This is a genomic window from Tamlana sedimenti (assembly GCF_038148895.1).
Lineage (GTDB): Bacteria > Bacteroidota > Bacteroidia > Flavobacteriales > Flavobacteriaceae > Tamlana.
Genome location: NZ_JBBVGQ010000001.1, coordinates 592,475 through 619,255 on the forward strand (window position 1 = coordinate 592,475; position 26,781 = coordinate 619,255).

Genomic DNA, 26,781 nt, shown 5'->3' on the forward strand with positions numbered 1-26,781 from the left:
TCCAATTTTTTAAAAATTTACATTTAGACCCAATGACAATATGGTTGGATTGGGAATGTTATCAACATTTGTTCTTTCTGGATCTGACCCTATGTAGTCCTTTGGAGTAAACCAGAATAAATTCTCACCTTGAAAATACACTCTTAATCCAGTCATTCCTCCCCATTTACTTATCATGTCTTCAGGAAGCGAATAACCAAACTGAAGGTTTCTTATTTTGAAATAAGAGTTGTTTCTGTATAGATAATCTGAAACTCTTTGGTCGTTGAACGCCAATGACAACGATGGAATTGAAGACCCTGTATTTGTAGGAGTCCAAGCATCCAACACACCAAGTCCTGCATTCTCTCTACCTTGAACAAAGTTATTCCAGAAAATATAAGGATCTTGTCCAATTCGTCCAGCTACGCCAGAGCCAAATACTGAAAAATCAAAGTTTTTGTAATTTAAGTCTACTCGGATACCGTACTCTAGATCAGGTAAAGTTGTTCCTAAAAAGTCTCTATCTTCAGGCCCAATGCTTCCGTTACCGTTCAGGTCTTGAAACTTCAACCCTCCAAGTCTAGCACCAACTTGTGTTGGACTAGAGTCTATATCTGCTTGACTCTGGAACAACCCTGCAGTTTTATACCCAAAAATTGAAAACTGAGAATGACCAATAATTGAATTATCTACAGTACCAGGATATGAAGACACCACCTCTTCTGGCAATTGAGTAATTTCATCTTTAAATGCACCAAAATTTGCTGATACTGTTAAAGACAAATCATTATTAAAGGTTTTTGAATATCCTAATGACAATTCCCAACCTCTAGTTTCTGTGGTTGCTCCGTTTAAAACTCGTTGTTGCCCTTCTCCAACTACAGATGCAATTGGTGGCGTTGTTAAAATGTCACTTGTTTCTCTTGTAAAGTAATCAAACGTACCAATTACTTTATTGTCGAACAATGTGAAGTCAATACCAAAATTGTACTCTTTTGTTGTTTCCCATTTTAAACCTGAGTTTGCTGCTTGTATAGACACAAAACCAGATGGCAAATTACCTGTATTTACACCATTCAGGTCATAAGCTGTACCAACATTCCAATAAGTATTGAAAAAGTTATTGTCTCCTGTAGCTTGCAATTGGTTAGCACCGTATCTAGACTCGAATAAACCAAACCTAGCCACGTCTCCAATAGACTGGTTTCCTACCTCACCGTATCCCGCTCTTACTTTTAATGAGTTTACAATACTATTGTCTTTCCAAAAGTCTTCATTACTTAACCACCAACCTAATGTTGCGGCAGGAAAAACCCCATATCTGTTTTCTGCACCAAATCTTGAAGATCCATCGCGACGAAGTGTAAAAGATGCCAAATATCTATCTTCAAAAGCATAGTTTATTTTTCCAAACTGAGACAACAATCTACTTCCTGTTGATGATCCCGAATTTGTTCTTGCCCCTGTAGCTGCGTTTAATTGGAAAAATGATTCAGACTCAACAGCAAATCCATCGGCTTGAGACAGAACCCTATTAAAATCATCTTTAATAGATTCTGTACCTAATAAAACCCCAATCTTATGCTTGTCGTTTAAATTTAATTGGTAGTTCAAAGTATTGGTAAATATCAAACTAGTGAAGTTATTTGAGTCTATAATTAACCTGTTATTACCTCTTGTAACAAAACCATTGTTTACTCTAGTTTCTATATCTTTTTTATTGTATGCTCCATAGTCTAATCCTAAACTAGTTCTAAAAGTTAGGTTTTCTATAATATCGTATTCGGCATAAATGTTTCCAAAAAATGTAGTTCTATCTGTATTGTCCCAACGGTTAAGGTACTGCATTAACAAGGGGTTATTTCTATCTGAATAACCAGCACCTAAAGGTCCCGCAAAATCGCCATTGGCATCATAAACCGGTAATGAAGGCACAAGTGTGATGGCCAAACTTGGAATCCAAGCGCTACCAACATCCCTTGAGGCTAAGGTTTCATCGGATGTGGACATTTGTGTGTTAACGCCAGCCCTTAATTTGTTATTAAATAAACTGAAATTTGAATTTAACTTAGCAGAGATTCTTTCATATCCTGTATACTTTAAAATCCCAGTATTTTTTAAATGTCCGATGTTCAATAAATGAAAGGAGTTATCAGTGCCACCGGAAACAGATATTTCATTATTGTATACATAACCTGTTTCATAGGTTTCATCTTGCCAATCTGTATCTCCAGCAGGCACACTAGTGTCTCCACCTACATATGGCTGAACAGTTACACTATTTAATACCGGATTGTTAAAATCGCCATTCCAGTCAAAATCGTAAATTTCACCATAACCTGCATTTGGATCAGCTCCATCGTTAACAGATGCTCTCCACAACACCTCTCCACGCTGTTGCGCGTTAAGCATATCGTATCGTTGTTTCTTTTCAGATAACATTGAGACGTTAGAATTAATGCTCACTTGGAATTTTTCTCCACCAGCAGCTTTTGCGCTATTTTTAGTAGTTACAACAATAACACCGTTACCTGCTCGCGCTCCATAAAGTGAAGACGCCGATGCATCTTTAAGTACTTGAACAGACTCAATTGAACTTGGGTTTATACTCGCAAAAACCTCTTGTCTTACTGTTGGCACACCATCAATAACATATAAAGGATCGTTGTTACCTAAAGTGGTTGCACCTCGAATTAAAATGCTGTTGCTTATTCCTGTTGGGTCTCCATTCTTTTGAATGAACAACCCTGGAACACGGCCTTGTAACCCTTGAATAGCACTACCAGAACTCATGCTTACGCCTTCAGTGGCACCAAGCTCCACTACCGTAATTGCTCCAGTAACATCTACTTTTCGTTCTCTGGAGTAACCTGTTACCACAATTTCATCGAGTGCAGCGGCATCAACCATCATAACAACATTAATAACAGTTTGGTTGTCGATTGCTATTTCTTGTGTTGCATATCCCACATAGCTAAAAATTAATGTGGCATTGGGATCAACATCATCGAAGGTGTAATTACCATCAAAATCTGTTGCTGTTCCTGTGCTGGTTCCAGCTACCAGAACTGACACCCCAGGCAAAGGCATACCATCATCTTGGCCCGTAACGGTACCACTAACTTGTCCTTGTGCCCAAATACAGACTAGGGCAAACAATGACGAAAAAAATAGTTTTTTTAATTTCATGATTAATTTAATTTAGTTGAACTTTAGTTTATTTATTTCAATAGTTTCAAGAATAAATTCTTGTTTTTTGGGTGATATACTCATTTGGGTAAATGGCGCATTAGGAAAAAATATTTCTGTCATTACTGTTTCTCCGTCATCATAAAACAACTCGATAGATGTCTTATCTAACAAGATTGTTCCTGTCAGCTTACTTTTCGTTGATGTTCTTTTTGCAACGGAAACTTTATTGGCAAACTTTTCCTCAAAATCAGTTTTTCCAGAATTTTTGCGATTAATGAAGTATGTATTGTTGGTATGATCGAAACCAAATAGCAATTCATCTCCCTCATTATTATAGAGTTTGTATGTAAATGAACCATCTTTTAAATCTGAAATACTAAACTTTATTTCAGAACTTGATAAATCAATACCAGTAGATCCTATTAGGTTGGTTTCTTCCTTAATTTGAATATTTTCGTCTTTAAACTTTGACCCTCTATAGCTTTCTAATTCGCTAACTGGATTAAACAATAATCTATATCCAGATTCATTTTTTTGAAGTTTTATATTTCTTGCAACAGTCATAGCGCTTCTCCACTTTTCGGTGGGCACTTTTTGCGCATAGTCCCAATTGGACATCCAACCTATCATAAGTTTACTGCCATCTTTTTTTGTGGCATTAGACCATGTTACGCCAGCGTAGTTATCCCTACCAAAATCTATCCAGTAGTTGTGCTCCTTGGTTAAACTAGCTTCAAACTCTTTATCCATAGTGAACTTAGTGCCGTCAAAATCCCCAACAAAATATTGAGTTGCCGAACCACCATTTGGCCCACCTGGATTTATACTTACAAACAGAATCCATTTAGACTCATCCGAACCTATTACTGGAAGTTCAAATAGGTCTGGGCATTCCCAAACACCTCCATGTCCTCCAATTCCTTTTCCAAAATCTGAAAGTAAATTCCATTTTTTTAAATCCTTAGAATCATAAAACATGATTTTGTCTCCTGCGGCCAAAACCATAACCCACTTATTTCTTTTCTCATCCCAAGTAACTTTTGGGTCTCTAAAATCTTGGATGCTATCATTATCTATAACTGGATTGTGTTCAAACTTTGTAAATGTTCGTCCTTCATCATTACTATAGGCAATGCTTTGTGTTTGCTTCCAATTGTCATTTCCCAATTCTTTCGAACTGGTATACATAGCCACAATAGGGATAGCCTTTTCTGTTTCACCCAGCCCAGAACTGTTGCTTATATCCACCACAGCACTTCCTGAAAATATGGTACCCAACTCATCCGGATAAATGGCTATTGGTTGCTCTGCCCAAGTAATCATGTCTGTACTGATGGCATGACCCCAATGCATGGGGCCCCAAACATTGCTATCGGGATGATATTGAAAGTACAAATGATAATACCCGTTGTAATAAAACATACCGTTGGGGTCGTTCATCCAATTAGTCTTGGGAGTAAAATGAAAATTAGGGCGGTAAAGTTCTTCTTCTGTGTAAGCTTGTTTTACCTCCTGATTTGTAACAACTTGTTTCGATTCATTGGAGTTTTTACAGCCCATTAAAACAAGCAGTAAAAAGCACGTAAAAAATAAGTTTCTGTAATTATTAGTTTTCATTTTTTAATTTAGTTTATGGTGTTGGTTATTTTTTTATTAGTTTTTTACTTAAATCTTCAAGCGACACTCCTTTTGTTTCGGGCATCATAAAAATGACGAAGAAAAGCTGCAGAACCATCATTAAGGCAAAGAACAGAAATACCATTCCCGCACCAATACTTGAAAAAAGTGCTGGCACTAAAGAAGGGACAACTGCAGCCAAAACCCAATGCACAGAACTACCAAATGACTGGCCGGCTCCTCTTAAATGGTTGGGAAATATTTCTGAAATAAACACCCAGATTACGGTACCTTGCCCAATGGCATGGGCTGCTATGAACATAAATAGGAATATGGGCACTGAACTTCCTTCCCACTTCAAAAAGAATGCTGCCGATACTAAAGACAGTGATATGATGTATCCAAATGAACATATATACATTAACTGCTTTCTGCCCAATCTGTCAATTAAAACAATACCTAATAAAGTGAAAAGCATATTGGTTACCCCAACACCAATACTACTCAATAATGCTGAGCTTTCGCCCAAACCAGCTTCTTCAAGAATTCTAGGTGCATAATATAAAAGGGCATTAATACCTGACAATTGATTAAAAAATGCAATTAAAAAAGCAAGTATTAAGGGGAATCTGTATTTTTTAAGGAAAATATTTTCATTGGGCACTGTGTTGTCCATTTCATCCTTTATTTCAATCATTAATTTTTCTGGATCTAAATCTGGATTGATGATTTTTAAAACCGCTTTGGCCTCATCGTTTTTAAATTTAGTAAGTAGCCATCTTGGGCTTTTAGGAATACTCAGAGCAAAAAGCGTATAAATAGCAGCGGGAAACGCTTCGATACCTACCATCCAACGCCATGCATTTTCTCCTATACCGTTAAGCATGTAGTTAGAGAAGAATGCTATTAAAATACCAAAAACAATATTAAATTGGTATAGGCCTACCAACTTGCCCCTATCTTTTGCAGGTGCAATTTCAGATATATAAGCTGGTGCCGCAATGGTAGAAGCACCTACTCCTAAACCTCCAATAAACCTAAAAAAGGCAAAAGTCCATGGGTCGTTTGCCAATGCAGAACCAATTGCCGATACTGTATATAGTACGCCAATCCATACCAATGTTTTTTTACGGCCTAACTTGTTAGTAGGAATCCCTCCAAAAAAAGCACCTACAACAGTACCCCATAAGGCCATTCCAATAACAACAACACCATGAAATACATTAGAACTGTTCCATATAAGTTGTAGTTTTTTTTCTGCTCCCGATATAACAACGGTATCAAATCCAAATAAGAAGCCGGCTAGTGCGGCGGTAATAGACCAGATTAATATCTTTTTATTCATGTGGTGGCATTTAGTTTAGACAATTGCAAGGTAGATTGAAAGGCGAATCTTGAATTTTAGATTTGTTTCAATAAGTTATGAATTTGTTCAAAACTAATTTTTACAACACAAATAGCTTATTTTCAGTTAGTTAAAAATATTGCATAGATTTCATTAAATCCATTTATACAGAAATTGTTACATAAAAGTTTAAAATTGATTCATCATAGTGCAACTCTATAATTGCGATTATGACAAAAAACAGTTCGTACTATTAGAAATTTAAAAATTTTAAAAGCTTAAAACTTAAAATAACCCAAGAATTTAACATCCAACCGAATGAAATAAATTAAAGAATCAAGAGATTTAACCTGTTTATATTTCATGGGATAAGAATAGAAGGAATAAAGAATATTAATGCTTGTCTCGATAGGCTTTCGGAGACATATTGTACTTGTTTTTAAAACTTGTAGAAAAATAGTTAGGTGAAGAAAAGCCTGTTGCATACGCAATTTCAGAAATCGTTAATGTTGATTCATCCAAAAGTGCCTTGGCCTTTTCCAATCGGATATTTTGAATGTAATCACTTATGTTAACCCCTAAAATAGCTTTCATTTTTCGGTATAGTTGCACCCTTGAAATACTCAATTCGTCCGCCAATTGTTCTACAGAAAAATTAGAATTATCTAAGTTTTCATTAATGTATTTATTGATGTTTGCAATAAAATCTTGCTCAAACAGCCCAAAGTTATGCTCTGTATCCAGTTTATAAACATTGTTGACATAATAATAGCGCAATTTCTCCCTGTTATATAACAATGATTTTACAGATTGAAGCAAAATAGCATAGCTAAAAGGTTTTGTCAAATAAAGGTCTGCACCAGATTGCAATCCTTGAATGTAAGACTCTTTGTTATTTAATGATGTTAGGATAATATTTGGAATGTGAGAGGTTCTAAGGTCGTTCTTCAAGGTTTTACAAATTTCAAAACCACTAATATCAGCTAAATTTACATCACAAATAATTATGTCGGGTACAAGCTCTATAGCCTTTTCAATACCATCAGACCCATCTGAAAAATAAACCTGATACTCCGTACCCAGCTTCCCCTTTAAATACTTTACCAAATCTGGATTGTCTTCAATCAATAAAATGGAATAACGCTCATCTTCATTGCCAATCTTTTCCTTACTAAAAGTTTCATCTTCAAAATCTTCATCAAAATTCAAGATAGAATCGTCTATAATATCGGGTTCATATACAATCTCTTCAGTGCTTAAATGGGCATTTCCTTTATACAGCTTAATAATAAACTCAGCACCGTGTTTTGACTGTACTTCAATGTTTCCCTTATGCAGCTCAACAAACTCTTTAGAGAGATGAAGCCCAATGCCAGAACTTGCTTTATTGTTATTTGAACCTTGATAGAATGCTTTAAACACGTTGCTTAATTCACTATTGGGAATACCAATTCCAGAATCCTTAAAATGAATTTTTACAAAATTAGTTTCAAATTCATCAACGATTTCAATACTGATGGAACCATTGTTTGGCGTAAATTTAAAAGCGTTGGATAGTAGGTTGAAATATACTTTATCCATAAGGTTTCTGTCTATAAATACTTTTAAATCTTCATTGTTGGATTTAATGGAAAAATTAATGTTTCGCTTCAAGGCTTCTCGCTCAAAATCTTTAAAAATTAAATTTGAAAACTCAAATAAATTGGTCTCAGAAGCTTTTAAAATGAACTTTCTGTCCTCAATTTTTCTGAAGTCCAATAACTGATTAATCAAACGTAAAAGGCGCTTGGAATTATTAAAAATCAGAGCTACTTCCCTTAATAATTTGCTATCTCGCAAAACTTTGTTTTCAGACAAAGACTCTATGGATGATAAAATAAGGGTGATTGGTGTTTTAAATTCATGTGATAGCCCCGTAAAGAAATTAACCTTTGCCTCGTTACTTTTTTTAACCTCTTCTGCTATTTTTCGAATTTGATTTCTTTGAATGGTTATCTTTCTGTTTTGCAATTCTAACTCACGCTTCTTCTTTTTAAGGTTGAAAGTTGAATAAATACTATATGTTCCCAGTAAAATGCTCGTGATCAACAAACCCAATAAAAGTTTTAAAATGGTTGTTTGGGTAGAGTAGGTTTCTTGTTGTTGCTTTATTTTTATCTGTTGGTTTTCTATATCAATTTGATGCTGAATAATTTTATCGAACTGATCTTTCATTATTTCAGCATTCCTTGAATCTATGACCGTAGTACCCAAAATATTATTTTTGGGCACCTTTTCGGCATTCAAAATTTTCATTGCCAACCTAATGGCCTCGTCACCACCTGTAGGATATAATATGGTTGCCAAAAGCACGTGTTCTTCAACCAATTGAATACCTCCGTTTGGGCCCGGCAAACCATCAACCCCAATAAACCCTATTGAGTCCTGAAGCCCTTTTTCTTTGGCTATTTCCCAAGCACCCAAAGCCATTCTATCATTATGGGCAAATATATAATCAACGTCTTTTATGTTTTCTAAAGCATTTTTTAGGCTATCTTCTATAGAGTAGCTTTCCCAATTACTTTCAATTGTTTTTATAACCTTTAAGTTATCTGTTTTTTTTACGATGTTATTAAACCCTAAACTGCGTTCAAGTGCGGGTGAAGAACCTGGCAACCCTTTAATTTCAATTATATTTTTAGGTCCATTTGAGATAGAAGCGAGGTAGTTACCCACATTGTTTCCAACTTGGTAATTATCGCCCCCCAAATATGCGGTGTAATATTGGCCTTCAATTTTCCTGTCTACAATCAGCACAGGAATACCAGATTTATAGGCCTTTTCAACAATAGGAGTAATGGGTTGCGATTTAACCGGAGAAACTATTAAAACATCAACACCCTTTTCAATTAGCTGTTCAATATCCTGAATTTGCTTTTCAACATTGTCTTCACCATCAAGAATAGTGAGCTTTACATTAGGGTAAAAATTGGTTTGTATTTGCATGGACTGGTTCATGGCCTTTCGCCATTCGTCATTAAATCCTGTTTGGGCAAAACCAATGGTGTACTTTTTGCCTTCCTCATCACTACATGAAAAATTAAAGACGAGTAACAAATAGAGCATTGGCCAAAACCAACCATGAAGATTTTTAATATCCATGAAAAATTTAATAGTCTAGTTTAGAAATTAATTGGAAGATAATCATTTCTGTTAAAAATATATTCCTATTCTAAACTATTCGAATTTAAGTGTAACGAAAATTGTTATTTCAAGAACTGAATATTTCGCTTTAAGCCCGAAAATTTAGTACGCTTTACGGCTGAATTTTTAAAGACCTTTTTGAATGTATCTTCCGTTATTTCATCCCAATTTTTTTTTGTCATGGAAAGTAATTCTGGATGAGGATGAAACAATGGTTCGCGATGTGGTTGGGAAAACCGGTTCCACGGGCACACATCTTGACACACATCGCAGCCAAACATCCAATCATCAAATTTACCTTTAAATTCTGTTGGAATATTTTCCTTTAGCTCAATAGTAAAATAAGAAATACATTTACTGCCATCAACCACATAAGGTTCAACAATAGCCTCGGTTGGGCATGCATCAATGCACGCTGTGCAAGTACCACAATGGTCTGTTATTGGTGCATCATAATCCAACTCCAAATCAATAATAAGTTCGGCAATAAAATAAAACGAACCCACTTGTTGGGTTAACAAATTACTGTTTTTGCCAATCCAGCCCAAGCCACTCTTTGCTGCCCAAGCTTTATCCAAAACAGGTGCAGAATCAACAAATGCACGACCATTTACTTCACCAATTTCATCTTGGATGAAACTTAAAAGTGATTTTAGTTTTTCCTTTATCACAAAATGATAATCGGTACCATAAGCGTACTTGGACAACTTATAGCTATCGGCTTTTTGTTCCTGACTGGGGAAATAATTTAATAGCAACGACACTACACTTTTTGAACCTTCAATCAGTTTTGTGGGGTCTAAGCGTTTGTCAAAATGATTTTCCATGTAACGCATTTCACCATGCATGTTGTTGTTCAACCATTTCTCCAATCTGGGAGCTTCTTCCTCTAAAAATTGCGCTTTACTAATACCACAAGACAAAAAACCGAGGCGTTTAGCTTCGGTTTTAATGAGTTGGGTATGCTTTTGATTTGAGTTCATCTGTCATGCTGAGCGCAGTCGAAGCGCATAATTAACTTAATTTTTGTATTTACAATGGGTTGCATTTCTACATTCAGAAAGTATTTGAAGCATATTGAAATCTCCTTTGATTAAAGCCTCCTTCTTTACTCTTGTCCAACCCTTAATCTTCTTTTCAAAGTAAATGGCTTGCAAAACATCATTAAATTCTTGGCAGAATTCTAATGTAAGAGGTCTTCTTTTAAAAGTATAGTTATCCTTTTTTATACCTGATTGATGTTCTGTAAACCTTTTTTCTAAATCGTTAGTAATTCCTGTGTAAAAGGAATTATCGGAACATTTTAAAATATATACAAAATAGGAATACATTTTGTTAACAACATTTTTGGGCTTCGACTGCGCTCAGCCTGACATTATAGCCCGACTAACATTAAAACAAGCCACCTTGTGTCGGGCCTTTTATTTTGCCCAAATGTTTGTAAGCTTGTTCGGTAACTTCACGTCCTCGTGGAGTTCGCATGATGAATCCTTGTTGGATCAAGAAGGGTTCGTAAACCTCTTCAATGGTCTCTGGACTTTCACTTACAGCTGTTGCTATGGTTGTAATCCCCACTGGACCGCCTTTAAACTTTTCGATAATTGTGGATAGGATTTTATTGTCCATTTCATCCAAACCGTGAGCATCGACGTTTAAGGCTTCAAGAGCAAATTTTGCGATTTTGATATCAATTTTTCCATTTCCTTTTATTTGTGCAAAATCGCGAACACGTCTTAACAATGCATTTGCGATACGTGGTGTGCCTCTACTTCTACCAGCAATTTCTACCGCGGCTTCCATAGAAATGGGAACACTTAAAATTCCAGCGCTTCTTTGAATAATAGTGGTTAGCAATTCTGTATTGTAATATTGAAGTCTGCTTTGGATACCAAAACGTGCACGCATAGGCGAGGTTAACAGTCCTGAACGTGTTGTAGCACCAACCAAGGTAAACGGATTTAAATTGATTTGAACCGTTCTGGCATTTGGCCCTGTTTCAATCATAATATCAATTTTATAATCTTCCATGGCCGAGTATAAATACTCTTCTACAATAGGACTTAATCGGTGAATTTCATCAATAAAAAGAACATCGCGTTCTTCTAAATTAGTAAGCAAACCTGCTAAATCACCAGGTTTATCCAATACCGGGCCCGAAGTTACTTTAATGCCTACATTCAATTCATTAGCCAAAATATGGGCCAATGTGGTTTTTCCCAGTCCGGGAGGGCCATGAAATAAAGTGTGATCTAAAGCTTCCGTTCTCAGATTCGCTGCTTGAACAAAAATTTGAAGATTTTCCAATACTTGATCCTGACCCGTAAAATCATCAAATGAAAGTGGCCTTAATTTTTTTTCTACATCAATTTCTTCAGGAGAAAAATTATTTTTTGTTGGATCTAGATTTTCGTTCATACCAAGCAAATATAAACAAAAAGCCTTTCCTATTATGGAAAGGCCTTTTAAATAAATTGGTTGGTATTCTAGGGTTTTGGTTAATTCAAAATTGTGAATTCGCAACGACGGTTAACATCATATTCTTCATCATCACAAATACCTTCTTTTACGCATTTATTAAGTGGTTGCATCTCGCCGTAGCCAATGCTTTTTAATCGGTTTCTTTCAATGCCTTGGCTCACCAAATACTCCAAAGTAGAGGCGGCGCGACGTTTAGATAAATCCAGATTATACTGGTCTGGACCACGTGCATCGGTATGTGCAGAAACTTCCACTTCCATACTTGGGTATTTCTTCATTAAATCTACAAGAACATTTAAAGTAATAGCGGCGTCCTCGCGGATATCGGATTTGTCAAAATCAAAATAAATTTTGTCCAATTCAACTTGAACTTCACCACTTTCTTTTTCCTTAACGCGCTCTTCTGCATCGGCAAAAGACTCAAGGTTTAAGTAAATATTGTGCTGTACTTTTCCTTTGCTGTCTGTTGAAAACTCAACATCCTGGGGGATGTATGCTTTTCGTGTTCCGCGAACTTTATATTTTTTGTTGGGTTCAATTTTGAAGATGTAATAGGCGTCATCACCAACAATGGTATCCTGAATTACAGTATCAGATTCATCAAACAATGTTACCAAAGAACCTGCCAACAATTCTTCGCTATTTAGGTCTTTTACTATACCTTCAACTTGATAAATGGTTAAAGGATTTATTTCTCTAGCGAAACCAAAAATCCTGTCATAACCTGTTCGGTTTGAAGACACAAAACCCATGTTGTCCTTCTCTCTAACCACATAGGCGAAGTCATCCAAATTGCTATTTATTGAGCTTCCTAAATTAACAGGTTTATCAAAACCGCCATTTACCATGTTGCTTCTAAACACATCCAATCCGCCAAAACCTTCATGACCAATTGATGAAAAATACAAAGTGTTAAACTCACTTATAAAAGGAAATTGCTCACGGTGTTTTGTGTTTATGGTTTCCCCTAAATTTTCGGGTTCGCCGTAAGTTCCATCTTCATTTATGGCTACTCTGTAAATATCAAAACTTCCAAAAGTTCCGGGCATATCGCTAGCAAAATATAGTGTTTTTCCGTCTTTGCTCAATGCAGGATGTTCTGTACTATAGCTGTCTGAAGTAAATGGCAATGCCGTTACGTTCGTCCAAACGCTATCGACCAATTCTGCTTTATAAATTTTGATATGAGCAATGCGTTCCTCGTCAGTTTTTGTGCGTGTCGTGTTGGTTCTATTAAAATACATGGTTTTACCATCCTTTGTAAACACCGCACTACTTTCGTGAGAATTTGTGTTTATTGCATCGGAAAATGGCTGAATATCTTCCAAAGTATTATTATTTAACAGCTTCGCATTGTACAAATCCAAATACGGTAGATTATTCCATGAATAGGCGGGGTTTTCAGAATTTCTTGCTGAAGCAAAAGCTACCCGATCATCGCCATAAAAAGAGAGTCCGAAATCGCTACTTGAATTTTGATTTACTATCTGTTCCAACTTAAATGAATGTGGCGTTGTTTTATCAGTTTCCTCGATAAACGCCAATGTATTGACTGGCTTGTTGTAATATAGCCTTAAATGTTTATCGGCTTCCCTATACTCCATTACGCCTTTTAAAGCCTGTGCAAACCTAAAGTGATAATCAATATCAATAGAATCGCCATACTCTACAAAAAGTTCTCTGTATGTTTTAATGGCCTTTTGAAGACTGCTGTTGTAATAGTAACTGTCTGCCAAATTTTGAAGCACTTCTTGATTACGCTCTTTGGTTTCATAAAGTTCTGCCGCGTCTTGATAAGCCCTCATTTCAAAATGCTTGTTTGCGCGTTTTAAATTGCCTTTTTGTGCCAATGCCATTCCACTAACTAATAAAAGGCTGCTTAATATGTATATATGTTTTTTCATCTTTTCCTATTATTAAATTTTAGAAGAATCTTGGTGAACGATCATACCCTCCTTTAAATCCGAATAAATCAACATCAAACAAAATGAATATTTCGTGCGACCCAGAACTGTAATCGGTTAAGTTACTTGTTGTATAATCATAAGCATATCCAATTCTTAATTCATGGGTTATTCTAAAATTCACCAAGGCACTAACGGCATCATCCAAACGATAGGCAAGGCCAGCTTCTAACCGCTCATTAACCAAAACGCTTGCTGTAAAATCTAACGCCAGCGGCGCGCCTTTAACGGCTTTACCCATAAAGGCAGGTTTTAGTTTTAGGTTTTTGTTCAAATCGAAAACATAACCACCCGTAAAGAAATAATGCACGTTTTCAACGCCTGTGGCTTTTATGCCATTTTGGTTCTCAAGATGCTTTGTTGAAAGCATATTTGGTGCAGATAAACCCAAATAGTAGTTTTCTGAAAAGAAGAAGGCGCCTATACCTAGATTTGGAAACGTTCGGCTGATGTTTTCATTGAAAGCAAAATCGAGTCCATTATTTGCATTTCCGGATTGAAGCATAAAGCCATCAAAATTGGTATCAAAAAGGGTTACACCTGCTTTTAAACCAAATGATATCTTACTTTCAATGCCAACTGGCAACACATAAGCAAAATCTGCATATATGTTATTTTCATTAACTACATCGCCAATATTATCGTTTGTAAACGAAATCCCCATTTCAATTTTTTCATTGATTGGTGTATGGGCGAAAAAGGTTCCTGTTTTCGGAGCCCCTTCTACACCCACCCATTGTGTTCTGTATAGGCCTCCTAAGTTCAAAATACCATCTTCTGCTGTAGCATAAGCTGGGTTTATTATGCTCATATTATACATGTACTGTGTAAACTGAGGGTCTTGCTGTGCAAAGCTTTGCAATGACAAGAACGTCAAACTTAACAAAGCAGCTATTTTATGATATATATTTAAATTTTTCATCGTTTCTAAATTTTGCTTTATCTAAAAATCATCTGCTTAAGTATAAGCGTCCTTGTTCTGGCTTGTTTTGTCCATCGTTAAATTTGAAAATGTAGAAATACACCCCAACTGGCAAATCACCTTTTGAAATAACCCTTGATTGGTTTGCCGTTCCATCAAATCTTGGTGTACCGGCATTTCCTTTATACACCATGTTACCATTTCGGTTATAAATCTCTATTTCGAAATTTGGATATAAGAATGCTAGATTGTCTACATCATACGTATCGTTAACACCATCGTTGTTTGGTGAGAAACCATCAGGTAATTGAAGTTTGCCACAGGCAGTTAAATCTGGCGTTACTGCTAAGCGCACACTACTTTCGCAACCTGTTGTAACATCTATCAATGCGGCGTAGTAGGTTGAATTTGTTAAACTAGAATCACTTGAATAAGTTGACCCGCCTGTAGCGGCATCGTACCATGCAACACTATATTGAGATGAATCGTAATTTAAATTTGACGATAAGCTGGCAATGGTAGGGTCATCATTAATACAGTATTCCATTGAAGCATCGGCCAATGATGGCGTTGGTGCATCATTAATGGTTACATTAATTTGAACACTGGTTGAAGACTCACATCCCGAAGTATTCGTTTGGGTTGCGTAATAATCTTCACCGTCAACTAAAGCTTCGGTACCATTTAGTGGTAATGTCAAAACTGCATCTTCATACCAGTTTATCGTTCCTGTAGAACTAATGGTAGAATCTAAGTCTGAAACTACAGGACCGTCAACTAAACAAAATTCTGGATTTCCATTTGCAACTGTTGGCATTGGTGTATCATCAACCGTAACCGAAATATCTGCTGTTGCATCCGGTGAGCATGGCGAAACGGCAGCTACCGTATAAGTATAGATTCCTGGCGCATCAATTGATGGGTCAAAAACTCCGGTTCCACTTGTTAAGGCTGGTGACCAAGTTCCTCCACTTTGGGCTGCATTACCCAATAATGTAAATAAATCTATTGGTGCATCAATAGCACATAAAGCAGCAGCAGCATCGGCACCGGCATTTGGCGCTATAGTTACAGAAACATCAATACTACTTGATACCGTTCCGCAAGCATTTATTAGCGAATAGGTGTAAGTGCCTGGTACATCAACTAATGGGTCGAAAACTCCTGTTCCACTTGTTAAAGCTGGAGACCAAGTTCCTCCAGTATCTGGTGTTCCTCCTAATTGAGTGAATAAATCAACTGTTCCATTATTACTGCATAAATCCAATGGCACACCATTTGTACCCGGATTTAAGGGCTCTTCAATTGTGATGGTGATGGTTTCACTATCATCAACACATGGTGAAGAGGCTATTACCGTATAAGTAAAGCTGTATGTTCCGGCTGAAACTCCTGTAGCATCAAATGTGTTTCCTGACAAAGAACCTACGCCGTCATCATTGTTCCATGTTCCTCCTGAATCTTGTGTTCCATCTAAAGCAGTGAACAAATCAATATTATTGTCATTATTGCAAGCTATTATTGCTGTGCTATTTGGACCTCCAGCATTTGGTGATGTATAAATGGTTGCCGAAACAGGTGTTCTGACCGAAGATTCGCAACCTGTTGTGGCATCAGTTTGTGTGGCGTAATAGGTTTGTCCATCAATCAATGCTGTTGTAGATGCCAATGGAGTTCCTCCTGTTGCTGCGTCATACCATTGAATTGCGGTTCCAGTAGCAACTAAATCGGCGACAGTTCCGGTATCACAAAACTCTTGTGGTGAAGCAGCAGTTGGCCTTGAAGTGTCATTTATTACTATACTTACTGTTACATTTACATCATCACAACTTCCTATGGCATCAACATCATAAGTGAAATTATATGTGCCTTGGGCCAAACCATCAAGCGTTACCGTATTTCCAGATAATGCCAATGAGTTGTCATCATCATTCCAAGTTCCTGTTTGGTCTTCGCCCGTTAATAAATCAAACAAATTATACGTTTGACCTGTTGTGATTTCTGCTAAACAGAACTCAACTGGTGCATTTGGCGTTCCAGATTCTGGTGCATCCACTACAATAATGGTTACCGTGCTGCTGTTTGTACAACCGTTCGCATCAGTTATGGTGTATGTAAAATTATATGAACCAATGGATAACAACGTTAAATCGACATTACTTCCAGTCAATGCATTTGATGAACTGTCATCAGACCAAGTTCCACCTGCATCTTCACCTAACAATTGTGTGAATAAATCTAAAGGTGAATTGGCAACCAAGTCATTTTCACAAAATGTGGCATTAGTTGGTGTTCCTGTATTTGGAAGCGGATTGATAGTCACACTTACTGTAACATTAACATCATCACAACTTCCTATTGCCGTTACATCATAAGTGAAATTATAAGTATTAGGTACTAAGCTAGACAAATCAACTATATTGCCCGTAAGCACTCCAGTGGCATCATCGTCAATCCAAGTCCCGGACTGGTCTTCACCTGTCAATAAATCAAATAAATCATAATTTGATGGAGCTGCTCCCTCACAAAATTCTACTGGAGCATTTGCTGTTCCAGATTCTGGAGCATCTTCAACGGAAATTACAACAATACTGCTGTTTGTACAACCGTTAGCATCAGTTATGGTGTATGTGAAATTATATGAACCAATTCCTAGAATGGTTAAATCAACATCACTTCCCGTTAGGGTCCCCGTTGAATTATCATCCGACCAAGTTCCACCGGCATCTTCTCCTGATAATTGTCCAAATAAATCTAATGGGGAATTGGTCGCCAAGTCATTTTCACAGAAAATAGCTGGTGTCGGCGTTCCAGTATTTGGAATCGGGTTGATAATAACATTTACTGTAACATTAACATCGTCACAACTTCCTATAGCTGTTACATCATAGGTAAAATTATAAGTATTGGGTGCTAAGCTAGACAAATCAGCTATATTCCCCGAAAGCACTCCAGTGGAATCATCGTCAATCCAAGTCCCTGCTTGGTCTTCACCTGTCAATAAATCAAATAAATCATAACTTGAAGGTGCCGCACCCTCACAAAATTCTACCGGTGCATTTGCCGTTCCAGATTCTGGAGCTGGCTCAATAGTAATTGTAATGGTTTCGGTATCAAAACAAGTTCCATTATCAATAGTATAGCTGTACGAATAAGGACTTCCTGATACGCTTAAGGTAGTAATATCCAATGAATTTGAAATTACTGCGTTGCTAGAATCCGTCCAAGTACCACTGTTATGGTCTTGAGAACCATCTAGAGCATTAAATAAATCGAAAGGCGAGTTTGCCGCCAAATCATTCTCACAAAACACTTGATTTATAGCAACCCCTGCATTTGGATCGGCTAAAACAATAACCTGAACAGTTGTGGATTCCTCTGGACAAGGGTTCGGCAAAAGATTTTGCGTATAGGTGAAATTATAAGTGGCAGGTGTAAAGCCGGTTAAATCTATAGTTGACGAAACAACAGGGTCTGTACTGTTTGTCCCCTGCGTCCATTGTCCTGCTGCATCATAGTTTTCAATTAATGAAAACAAATCAAAGGAAGTAGGCAGACTAGCTTCACAAAATGAGGCTGGGTTTGCTGCTGAAGGCGTTCCAGAACTATAGGTTTCATAAACCGTAATTACAACATTTGAAGTAGCATTAGGACAAGCACTATTACTCAATACCGTATAAGAAAATGTATAAGTACCTGCTGTTGTTAATGACGAAATATTAACCGTTCCTTGATTTCCGTTTGAGGTAGTTAATGGCCCAGACCAAGTTCCTGTTGTATCTGGTGTTCCACCCAATTCATCAAACAAGTTAAAATCTGAAATAGGCAAGCTATCATTACAATATTCCAAAGCGGCTGAACCACCGGCATCAACTGGGTCATCAACATTTACAGTTACTGTAACTGGATTACTCACACAAAACACATCATCAACTTGAATATAATATGTATTTCCATCGACTAAAGGTTCGCTCAATGACAACGCTGGTTGAATCGGATTTCCAAAGGCGTCTAAGCTATCATACCAATTGTAGTTGGTAGCTGTAGTACCTGGATTTAAACTTCCAATGGTTGGATTAGTATCAGAACAAAAGTCTTGTGGGTTGGAAGGTGTTGGGTCGGCCGGAGCATTAAAAACTCCAACCTGGCCAATTTCCAACTGGCTTTTACATCCACCATTATCCACAAAAACAATAAAGTAGTTAGAAGCACCCGAAGGTAATAAATCAGAAGTACTTGCTTGGTTAGTTAATCCATAGTCGGTATAAATTTCTACCGAGCCACCGGCTGGTATACTCGCTTGTAACACATCATCTATATAAGTCTGGATTGTGGCATTTTCATTGCTACAATAAATACGGTCTAAATTTTGTCCCGTTGCATTCACTTGAAAATCGACAACTATTGATGCTCTAGGTGTACCACAGATTCCTGAGTTATCATCTACATAGTAAACCCCTTCTTCAACAAGTTGGTTATTATTGTAAAGATTGCCTCCTGAATCGGCATCATACCAAACTATACCATTTCCGCCATCAACTGCATAATCTGCACTTAAATTGGCAAAAGTATAACCCGAAGCGTCGCAAATTGGTGGTGGGTTAGAATTAGTTATAGTGGGGCACTGTGCTGAGAGTTTTGCAGACAACCCAAATAACAACAAAGAAAACAAGGCATTGCTAAATGCTTTTCTAAACAGTAGGTTTGTTTTCATAATTGAAAAATTAAAATGTTGATTAATTAGCATAAATGTTATGCTGTACTCCGTTTAATCAGTATTTTGAGAAATACATATACAAAACATTTATTAGTGCAATTTAACTGATTTTTTTGTATTTCATCGAATTTATTCAACAAATTTTACATTTCATCGAAAAAAAATGTCTTTAAACGACAAAACCCACCTAAAAAGGCGGGTTTTGTATTTGTAAGAGTTATTCTGTTAACTAATGCTGAAGTTCTTCTTCACCATCTTTAAGAGGAATATTTTGTGGAACGAAATCATCTTCATGTCCAGGTTTGCTGTAATCATAAGCCCATCTATGAACATGAGGAATCTCTCCTGGCCAGTTACCGTGCATGTGCTCTACAGGAGCAGTCCATTCCAAGGTAGTTGATTTCCAAGGATTTTGAATAGCTTTCTTTCCATAGAAAATACTCGTAAAGAAATTATATAAGTATACTATTTGAACCACACCACCAACAAGCGCAAATATGGTTATTACAACATTAACATTTGCCAAATCGTCAAACAAGGGGAAATTACTGTTTGTATAGTATCTTCTTGGTAAACCTGCCATTCCTATAAAGTGCATCGGGAAGAAAACCCCATAAGCACAAACCGCGGTTATCCAAAAGTGGATATAACCAAGATTTTTGTTCAACATACGTCCAAACATTTTAGGATACCAATGGTAAATGCCTGCAAACATACCATACAATGCAGAAATACCCATTACTAAGTGGAAGTGAGCCACTACAAAATAAGTATCATGTACATTTATATCTAGAGCACTATCTCCTAATATAATTCCAGTCAATCCTCCAGTAATAAAGGTTGATACAAAACCAATAGAGAATAGCATTGCTGGATTCATTTGTAAATTCCCTTTCCACAGCGTGGTTATCCAGTTAAAGGCCTTAACCGCCGAAGGAATTGCAATCAATAAAGTTGTAAAAGTGAATACAGACCCCAAAAACGGATTCATACCGGAAACAAACATATGGTGTCCCCAAACGATTGTTGACAGGAATGCAATTGCCAATATAGAAGCTATCATCGCACGATAACCAAAGATTGGTTTACGCGAATTTGATGCCATAATCTCAGACACCAATCCCATAGCTGGCAATATTACAATATATACCTCAGGGTGTCCTAAGAACCAAAACAGATGCTCAAATAATACAGGAGAACCTCCTTGGTAATGCAATACTTCACCCTGAATGAAAATATCTGATAAGAAGAATGATGTACCAAAACTTCTATCCATTATCAGTAACAATGCAGCAGATAATAATACCGGGAACGAAACTACACCAATAATTGCAGTGATAAAAAATGCCCAAATAGTAAGTGGCAGTCTTGTCATAGACATTCCTTTTGTCCGCAAATTAATTACAGTTACAATATAATTAAGCGAACCTAAAAGCGATGATGCAATAAAAATGGCCATAGATACCAACCAAAGTGTCATACCCATACCTGAACCACCCTGTGCCATTGGTAATGCACTTAATGGTGGATAGATTGTCCAACCGGCCGCTGCAGGTCCTGCTTCAACGAATAAAGATAATACCATGATTACACTTGACAAGAAGAATAACCAGTATGATACCATATTTAAAAATCCAGAAGCCATATCTCGGGCACCTATTTGAAGCGGAATTAATAAATTACTAAACGTACCACTCAAACCTGCCGTTAATACAAAGAATACCATTATTGTACCATGAATGGTTACCAATGCCAAATAGATATCGGCGTCCATAACTCCTTCTGGTGCCCATTTACCCAATAGCGCCTCAAACAACACATTAGGCTCTTCAGGCCATGCAATTTGCATACGGAACATCATAGACATTAATACACCTATAACTCCCATAATTGTACCTGTTATAAGGTACTGCTTGGCAATCATCTTATGGTCTTGACTAAATATGTATTTAGTAACAAAGGTCTCTTTATGATGATGTCCGTGGTCGTCGTCGTGAGCGTGGTTATCTGCGTGTGCTGACATAATCTTGTTTCGTTTTTATCTATTTAATTAATTAACCAGAGAGTTTTTGAATTCTTTTTGCTCTTTCATCCAAGCATCATATTCTTCCTGTGTTTCTACAACAATTTTCATTTGCATGTTATAGTGTGATTTACCACAGATTTTATTGCAAAGCAATAAGTAATCAAACTCGTATCGTTCCAACGGTTCTTCACCTTTAGCTACCAACGGTTTGCTGTTTTCAACTCTAATTTCATTAATATGCTGTACTTTCTCAATAATTTCTGAAGTTTGACGCATTTCGGCAGTGGTTACCGTTGGTGTAAAACCAAATTGGGTAATCATACCTGGCACACAGTTCATCTGTGCTCTAAAATGCGGCATGTAAGCCGAGTGAAGCACATCTTGTGAACGCATTTTAAACAAAACAGGCCTACCTACAGGTAAATGTAATTCAGTCGCAATAACATCATCCTGTGCATTAGGGTCAGCTTCATCCAATCCTAAAATATTTGCGCGGTCAATATCAATTAAACGAACATTAGCCTTACCCAAAGTATTGTCCGCACCACCATACCTAGCTTTCCAGTTAAACTGTTGTGCATATAACTCAACCACCAATGGGTCATCACTTTCATCAACACCCATTATATTAATCCAAGTGCTTAATCCATAAATAATCAACCCTGCCAAAACTATCACGGGAATAATCGTCCAAATAGCTTCCAATTTGTTGTTATCCGCAAAAAACAAAGCTTTCTTACCTTTTTCACCTTTATACTTAAAAGCAAAATAATGCAATAAAAACTGCGTTACTGTTTGCACGAAGAAGATAATAACCATAGAAACAATCATTAGGTTATCTATAGTTGGTCCGTGCTCTGAAGCCGAATTGGATAACAATGGTAAATCTCCCCACTTAGCAAAACATACAATGGTGATGATATAAATGAAAGCCAAAAAGCCCATCATTAAATATCCGTTTATTGTGTTGTCTTTGTCAGTGGCAACACCTGAGGTACTTTGATCGTTTCTGGCCTGAGCCAAATCGAAAATCTTTACCATTTGCCAAATGGCAACTAAAATAAATACTAAAACTATAATCGTTAATAAAGCAGTCATTGGTATCGTTCGTCTTTATTTATTTCTTAATTAATAATGAAAATCTTCACTTTCTTTTCTAAAAGGATATCCTTTTACTAATAACGGTGCTTTGGTTAAAGCTGTAAATACTATAAATATGAACAGTCCTGCAAAAAGCAAAATTGAACTTATTTCCGGGATACCGATAAACCATCTGTCTCCAACAGTAGCTGGCATAATCATGTTGAATATATCAATATAATGACCAAACAAGATTACAAGACCTGTCATAACTACAAACCAAGGAATGCGTTTGTAATCTGCATTCATTAACATAAGTATCGGGAATACAAAGTTTAACACTACCATACCTAAAAATGGTAATTTATAGTCGTTAAACCTAGATACGAAATAGGTTACCTCTTCTGGAATGTTTGAGTACCAAATCAACATAAACTGTGAGAACCAAAGGTAAGTCCAGAAAATACTGAAGGCAAACATAAACTTGGCAACATCGTGTAAGTGATTCTCGTTTACAAACTCTAAATAGTTTCTAGATTTTAAGTAAATGGTAATTAAAGCCAAAACGGTAATTCCGCTTACAAACATACTAGCGAAAACGTACCATCCAAATAACGTAGAGAACCAGTGTGGATCAACACTCATAATCCAATCCCAAGCCATCATAGATTCTGTGTAAATAAAGAATACCAAGAACCCAGCCGAAATACGGAAAGATTTCTTAAAGTTACTTTTATCTTCGGCTGTATCTTGAGCAATTGAAAATTTTCTAGAAAAATGACGGTATAAGCTCCATCCTCCTAAAAATATAAGACCTCTAATTAAAAAGCCCCAAATGTTCAACCAGCCTGATTTACCTTGAATTAACTTATCGTGTGCAACAACTTCAGGATCCATCCATACAAATAGATTATTGTGCCCAATGAAATGCGATGCCACTGCTATACCAATTACAATTAAACCCCCTGGCAACAGGTAAGAAGTCATCCCTTCCATAACTCTAAACAATACTGGAGACCAACCTGCTTGTGATGCAATTTGAATGGCATAAAAAGCCAAAATACCTAAAGCAATCATCATAAAGAAAAATGCAGCTACATAAAGCGCAGACCAAGGGCGATTTGCAATTTGGTGTTGTACGTGCTCAATATGTTTGGCATGTTCATCGACACCTGCATGCGCTTCTTCGCCATGAGCATCAGCTGCATGGGCATCATGACTAGGTACAGCGTGCATAGCTTCTTCACCATGTCCGCCACCGTGATGTGCTTCTTCTGCAAGTAAGGTTTCAACTTCTTCAAAAGATTTATGAGATGTCATAAAACCATATCCTACACCTAACAATCCTAAAACCATTAGAATGATAGAAAATGTCTTTAATTTATTTGAAAATGTATACATATCTATATAATAATCTTATCAATCTTACTTTTCTAAATCTGCCTTTAATTGCAAAACATACGAAACTACTTGCCAACGCTCCTCTTCATTTAGTTGGTTAGCATAAGAACCCATAGCATTTTTACCGTAGTAAATAACATGGTAAATACTACCTTCATTAATAGCTCTACCAGCATCATCATAACTAGGAATCCCAAGTATTTTTTCTCGTTTTACTAAGTTTCCTTGTCCATCTCCTTTGTTTCCATGACAAATACCACAGTAAATATCATAAAGCTGCTTTCCTCTCTCCAAGTCTACTTGAGTAGAATCTAAAGGGCTTTTTAAAGTTTCTTTTGCCAACGCATAACCTTCAGTTGAATTTTCAATATCGAACGGTACAAAACCTCTAGGTATTGAACTTTCTGCTGGCAATTGTGCTTCAACTCCATCACGAAATGCCGCTTCTCCATAAGTTTCGTATCCAGCAGATTCATACATATTAGGCATGAATTGATAGTTTGGAGCTGAACTTTTATTACAGGATACAACTACTAAAACGACTGCTATTGCCAATATTTTAATTAAGCTCTTCATGTCTATATTAATGCGCTTTATCAATTAAATTAATCTCAACTGCCCCAGTTTCTTTAAGCAAGCTTTCTAATTCTTTCTCATTTCCATGTACAGCAATTTCCATTAAAAAATGGTCATCTGTTGTTCTTGGGTCAGGATTTTCAGCTTTTTTAAATGGCCACATTCTACTACGTAGATAAAAGGTAATAACCATTAAATGGGCAGCAAAAAACACTGTTAGTTCAAACATAATTGGAACAAACGCCGGCATGTTTTCCAAGTAGCTAAAACTTGGTTTCCCGCCAATGTTTTGAGGCCAATCTTTAATCATTATAAAATTCATCATCACAATAGCCACAGTCAAACCAACCAAACCATACATAAACGATGTAATGGCAATACGCGTTGGTGCAAGTCCCATAGCTTTGTCTAGCCCATGAACCGGAAACGGTGTATATATTTCTTCAATATGATGTTTTTCTGCCTTAACCTTTTTAACGGCCGACATTAATACATCATCATCGGTATAAATAGCGTGAATAACTTTTGAAGCTTCCATTGACTATATTTAGTTTATTAATTTTTTAGCTTGTCCAGACCAATCATCACGTTCTGCTCTTCCTGGAAAAGAACCAGTGATACTATCTAACAAGTTGTATTCCTTTTTGCTCATCTTACTTACTTGAATGAAAGAATAGATACCTATGCTATTAAGTACTTGTTCCATTTTTGGCCCAACACCACTAATTTTCTTTAAATCATCAGCTTTTTGGGTTGATGGGTCAAAAGTTCCTATACTGCTAAGTAATGAGTTTGTCATTTCAGATTTATCACCTTCGGAGACTTCAACTTTCGCCGTTTCAACAGATTTGGTTGAAGCAACAACTCCAGATGTTCTAGTATCTGCACCAGTGCCTACTAAACTCTTACCAGCTTCTCTTAGGTTTTTATAACGCTGTCCTGACGATTTCAAAATAGTTTTAACCTCAGCCTGAGCAATTACTGGGAATGTTCTAGAATATAACAAGAACAATACAAAGAAGAATCCTATGGTTCCAATAAAAATACCTATATCAACAAAGGTTGGTGAGAACATAGTCCATGATGATGGCAAATAATCTCTATGCAATGAGGTTACGATGATTACAAAACGCTCAAACCACATACCTACGTTTACCACGATTGATATAAAGAAAGAGAACATAATGCTGGTTCTTAATTTCTTGAACCACATAAACTGAGGAGAGAATACGTTACAGGACATCATCATCCAATAAGCCCACCAGTAAGGTCCTGTTGCTCTATTTAAGAATGCATACTGCTCGTACTCAACACCAGAATACCAAGCGATAAATAACTCTGTAATATAAGCCACACCAACTATAGAACCTGTAATCATGATTACAATGTTCATTAGCTCAATGTGCTGTACAGTAATATAATCTTCAAGGTTACATACTTTTCTCATGATAATAAGAAGCGTATTTACCATGGCAAATCCTGAGAACACCGCACCAGCAACAAAGTATGGTGGAAATATAGTGGTATGCCAACCTGGTATTACCGAAGTAGCAAAGTCAAAAGATACGATGGTATGTACCGAAAGTACCAACGGAGTAGCTAAACCGGCAAGTACCAAGGATACTTCTTCAAAACGTTGCCAATCCTTAGCTCTACCAGACCAACCAAAACTCAATAAAGAATAGATTTTCTTTTGGAATGGTCTAACAGCTCTGTCACGAATCATAGCAAAATCTGGTAATAAGCCAGTCCACCAGAACACCAATGATACCGACAAATATGTTGAAATCGCAAATACGTCCCAAAGTAACGGTGAGTTAAAGTTCACCCAAAGCGAGCCAAATTGGTTTGGAATTGGCAATACCCAATAACCTAACCAAGGGCGACCCATGTGAATGATTGGAAACAATCCTGCTTGTACAACCGAGAAGATGGTCATAGCCTCTGCAGAACGGTTAATAGCCATTCTCCATTTTTGACGGAACAATAAAAGCACAGCAGAAATAAGTGTTCCTGCGTGACCAATACCTACCCACCAAACGAAGTTAGTAATATCCCAAGCCCAACCAACGGTCTTGTTTAAACCCCAAGTTCCAATACCTGTGGAAATGGTATAAAGTATGCATCCAATTCCCCATAGGAAAGCAGCTAGTGAAATTCCAAAAACTATCCACCATTGTTTGTTTGCTTTTCCCTCTACAGGTTTAGCAACATCCACGGTTACATCGTGGTATGATTTTTCGCCTGTAACTAAAGGTCTTCTAATAGGTGCTTCGTAATGAGACGCCATAATTATAT

General features: G+C 36.8%; 16 protein-coding genes. All 16 read right to left on the reverse strand.

What is annotated here, in order from left to right:
- Window positions 1-9: 9 nt before the first annotated feature.
- Window positions 10-3,171 (reverse strand): SusC/RagA family TonB-linked outer membrane protein, encoded by a 3,162-nt coding sequence (locus WJN01_RS02630; protein WP_445195604.1) that lies wholly within the window; start codon window positions 3,169-3,171, stop codon window positions 10-12.
- 12 nt (window positions 3,172-3,183) lie between these two features.
- Window positions 3,184-4,791 (reverse strand): glycoside hydrolase family 32 protein, encoded by a 1,608-nt coding sequence (locus WJN01_RS02635; RefSeq protein ID WP_445195605.1) that lies wholly within the window; start codon window positions 4,789-4,791, stop codon window positions 3,184-3,186.
- Window positions 4,792-4,816: 25 nt separating this feature from the next.
- Window positions 4,817-6,136 carry a sugar porter family MFS transporter gene (locus WJN01_RS02640; protein ID WP_445195606.1) on the reverse strand — a complete coding sequence of 440 codons (1,320 nt, stop codon included), beginning with the start codon at window positions 6,134-6,136 and terminating at the stop codon, window positions 4,817-4,819.
- A 393-nt stretch (window positions 6,137-6,529) separates the two neighbouring features.
- The gene (locus tag WJN01_RS02645) at window positions 6,530-9,277 is read right to left on the reverse strand and encodes a hybrid sensor histidine kinase/response regulator transcription factor (RefSeq protein WP_445195607.1); all 2,748 of its coding nucleotides are present in this window, start codon (window positions 9,275-9,277) and stop codon (window positions 6,530-6,532) included.
- Between the two features lie 104 nt (window positions 9,278-9,381).
- Complete coding sequence (gene queG, locus WJN01_RS02650) at window positions 9,382-10,302, reverse strand: tRNA epoxyqueuosine(34) reductase QueG (protein ID WP_445195608.1); 921 nt, start codon at window positions 10,300-10,302, stop codon at window positions 9,382-9,384.
- A gap of 36 nt (window positions 10,303-10,338) precedes the next feature.
- A complete protein-coding gene (locus WJN01_RS02655; RefSeq protein ID WP_445195609.1) occupies window positions 10,339-10,650 on the reverse strand; it encodes a GIY-YIG nuclease family protein in 312 nt (103 codons plus the stop codon).
- 61 nt (window positions 10,651-10,711) lie between these two features.
- Window positions 10,712-11,734, reverse strand: coding sequence for a Holliday junction branch migration DNA helicase RuvB (gene ruvB / locus WJN01_RS02660; RefSeq protein ID WP_445195610.1), 1,023 nt, complete (start codon window positions 11,732-11,734; stop codon window positions 10,712-10,714).
- An 80-nt stretch (window positions 11,735-11,814) separates the two neighbouring features.
- Window positions 11,815-13,701 carry an OmpA family protein gene (locus tag WJN01_RS02665; protein ID WP_445195611.1) on the reverse strand — a complete coding sequence of 629 codons (1,887 nt, stop codon included), beginning with the start codon at window positions 13,699-13,701 and terminating at the stop codon, window positions 11,815-11,817.
- Between the two features lie 19 nt (window positions 13,702-13,720).
- Window positions 13,721-14,683, reverse strand: a complete 963-nt coding sequence (locus tag WJN01_RS02670) for a PorP/SprF family type IX secretion system membrane protein (RefSeq protein WP_445195612.1) — start codon at window positions 14,681-14,683, stop codon at window positions 13,721-13,723.
- 28 nt (window positions 14,684-14,711) lie between these two features.
- Entirely contained in the window at window positions 14,712-19,397 is a 4,686-nt protein-coding gene (locus WJN01_RS02675; RefSeq protein ID WP_445195613.1) for an Ig-like domain-containing protein, read from the reverse strand.
- A 232-nt stretch (window positions 19,398-19,629) separates the two neighbouring features.
- Window positions 19,630-21,423 carry a cytochrome c oxidase subunit I gene (locus WJN01_RS02680; protein ID WP_445195614.1) on the reverse strand — a complete coding sequence of 598 codons (1,794 nt, stop codon included), beginning with the start codon at window positions 21,421-21,423 and terminating at the stop codon, window positions 19,630-19,632.
- 27 nt (window positions 21,424-21,450) lie between these two features.
- Window positions 21,451-22,524: a cytochrome c oxidase subunit II gene (locus tag WJN01_RS02685; RefSeq protein ID WP_445195615.1), complete on the reverse strand. Its 1,074-nt coding sequence runs from the start codon at window positions 22,522-22,524 to the stop codon at window positions 21,451-21,453.
- Window positions 22,525-22,554: 30 nt separating this feature from the next.
- Window positions 22,555-23,907 carry a quinol:cytochrome C oxidoreductase gene (locus tag WJN01_RS02690; RefSeq protein WP_445195616.1) on the reverse strand — a complete coding sequence of 451 codons (1,353 nt, stop codon included), beginning with the start codon at window positions 23,905-23,907 and terminating at the stop codon, window positions 22,555-22,557.
- A gap of 24 nt (window positions 23,908-23,931) precedes the next feature.
- Window positions 23,932-24,483 (reverse strand): c-type cytochrome, encoded by a 552-nt coding sequence (locus WJN01_RS02695; protein WP_445195617.1) that lies wholly within the window; start codon window positions 24,481-24,483, stop codon window positions 23,932-23,934.
- A gap of 7 nt (window positions 24,484-24,490) precedes the next feature.
- Entirely contained in the window at window positions 24,491-25,021 is a 531-nt protein-coding gene (locus WJN01_RS02700; protein WP_445195618.1) for a DUF3341 domain-containing protein, read from the reverse strand.
- Window positions 25,022-25,030: 9 nt separating this feature from the next.
- Window positions 25,031-26,773 (reverse strand): helix-hairpin-helix domain-containing protein, encoded by a 1,743-nt coding sequence (locus WJN01_RS02705; RefSeq protein ID WP_445195619.1) that lies wholly within the window; start codon window positions 26,771-26,773, stop codon window positions 25,031-25,033.
- Window positions 26,774-26,781: the final 8 nt, after the last annotated feature.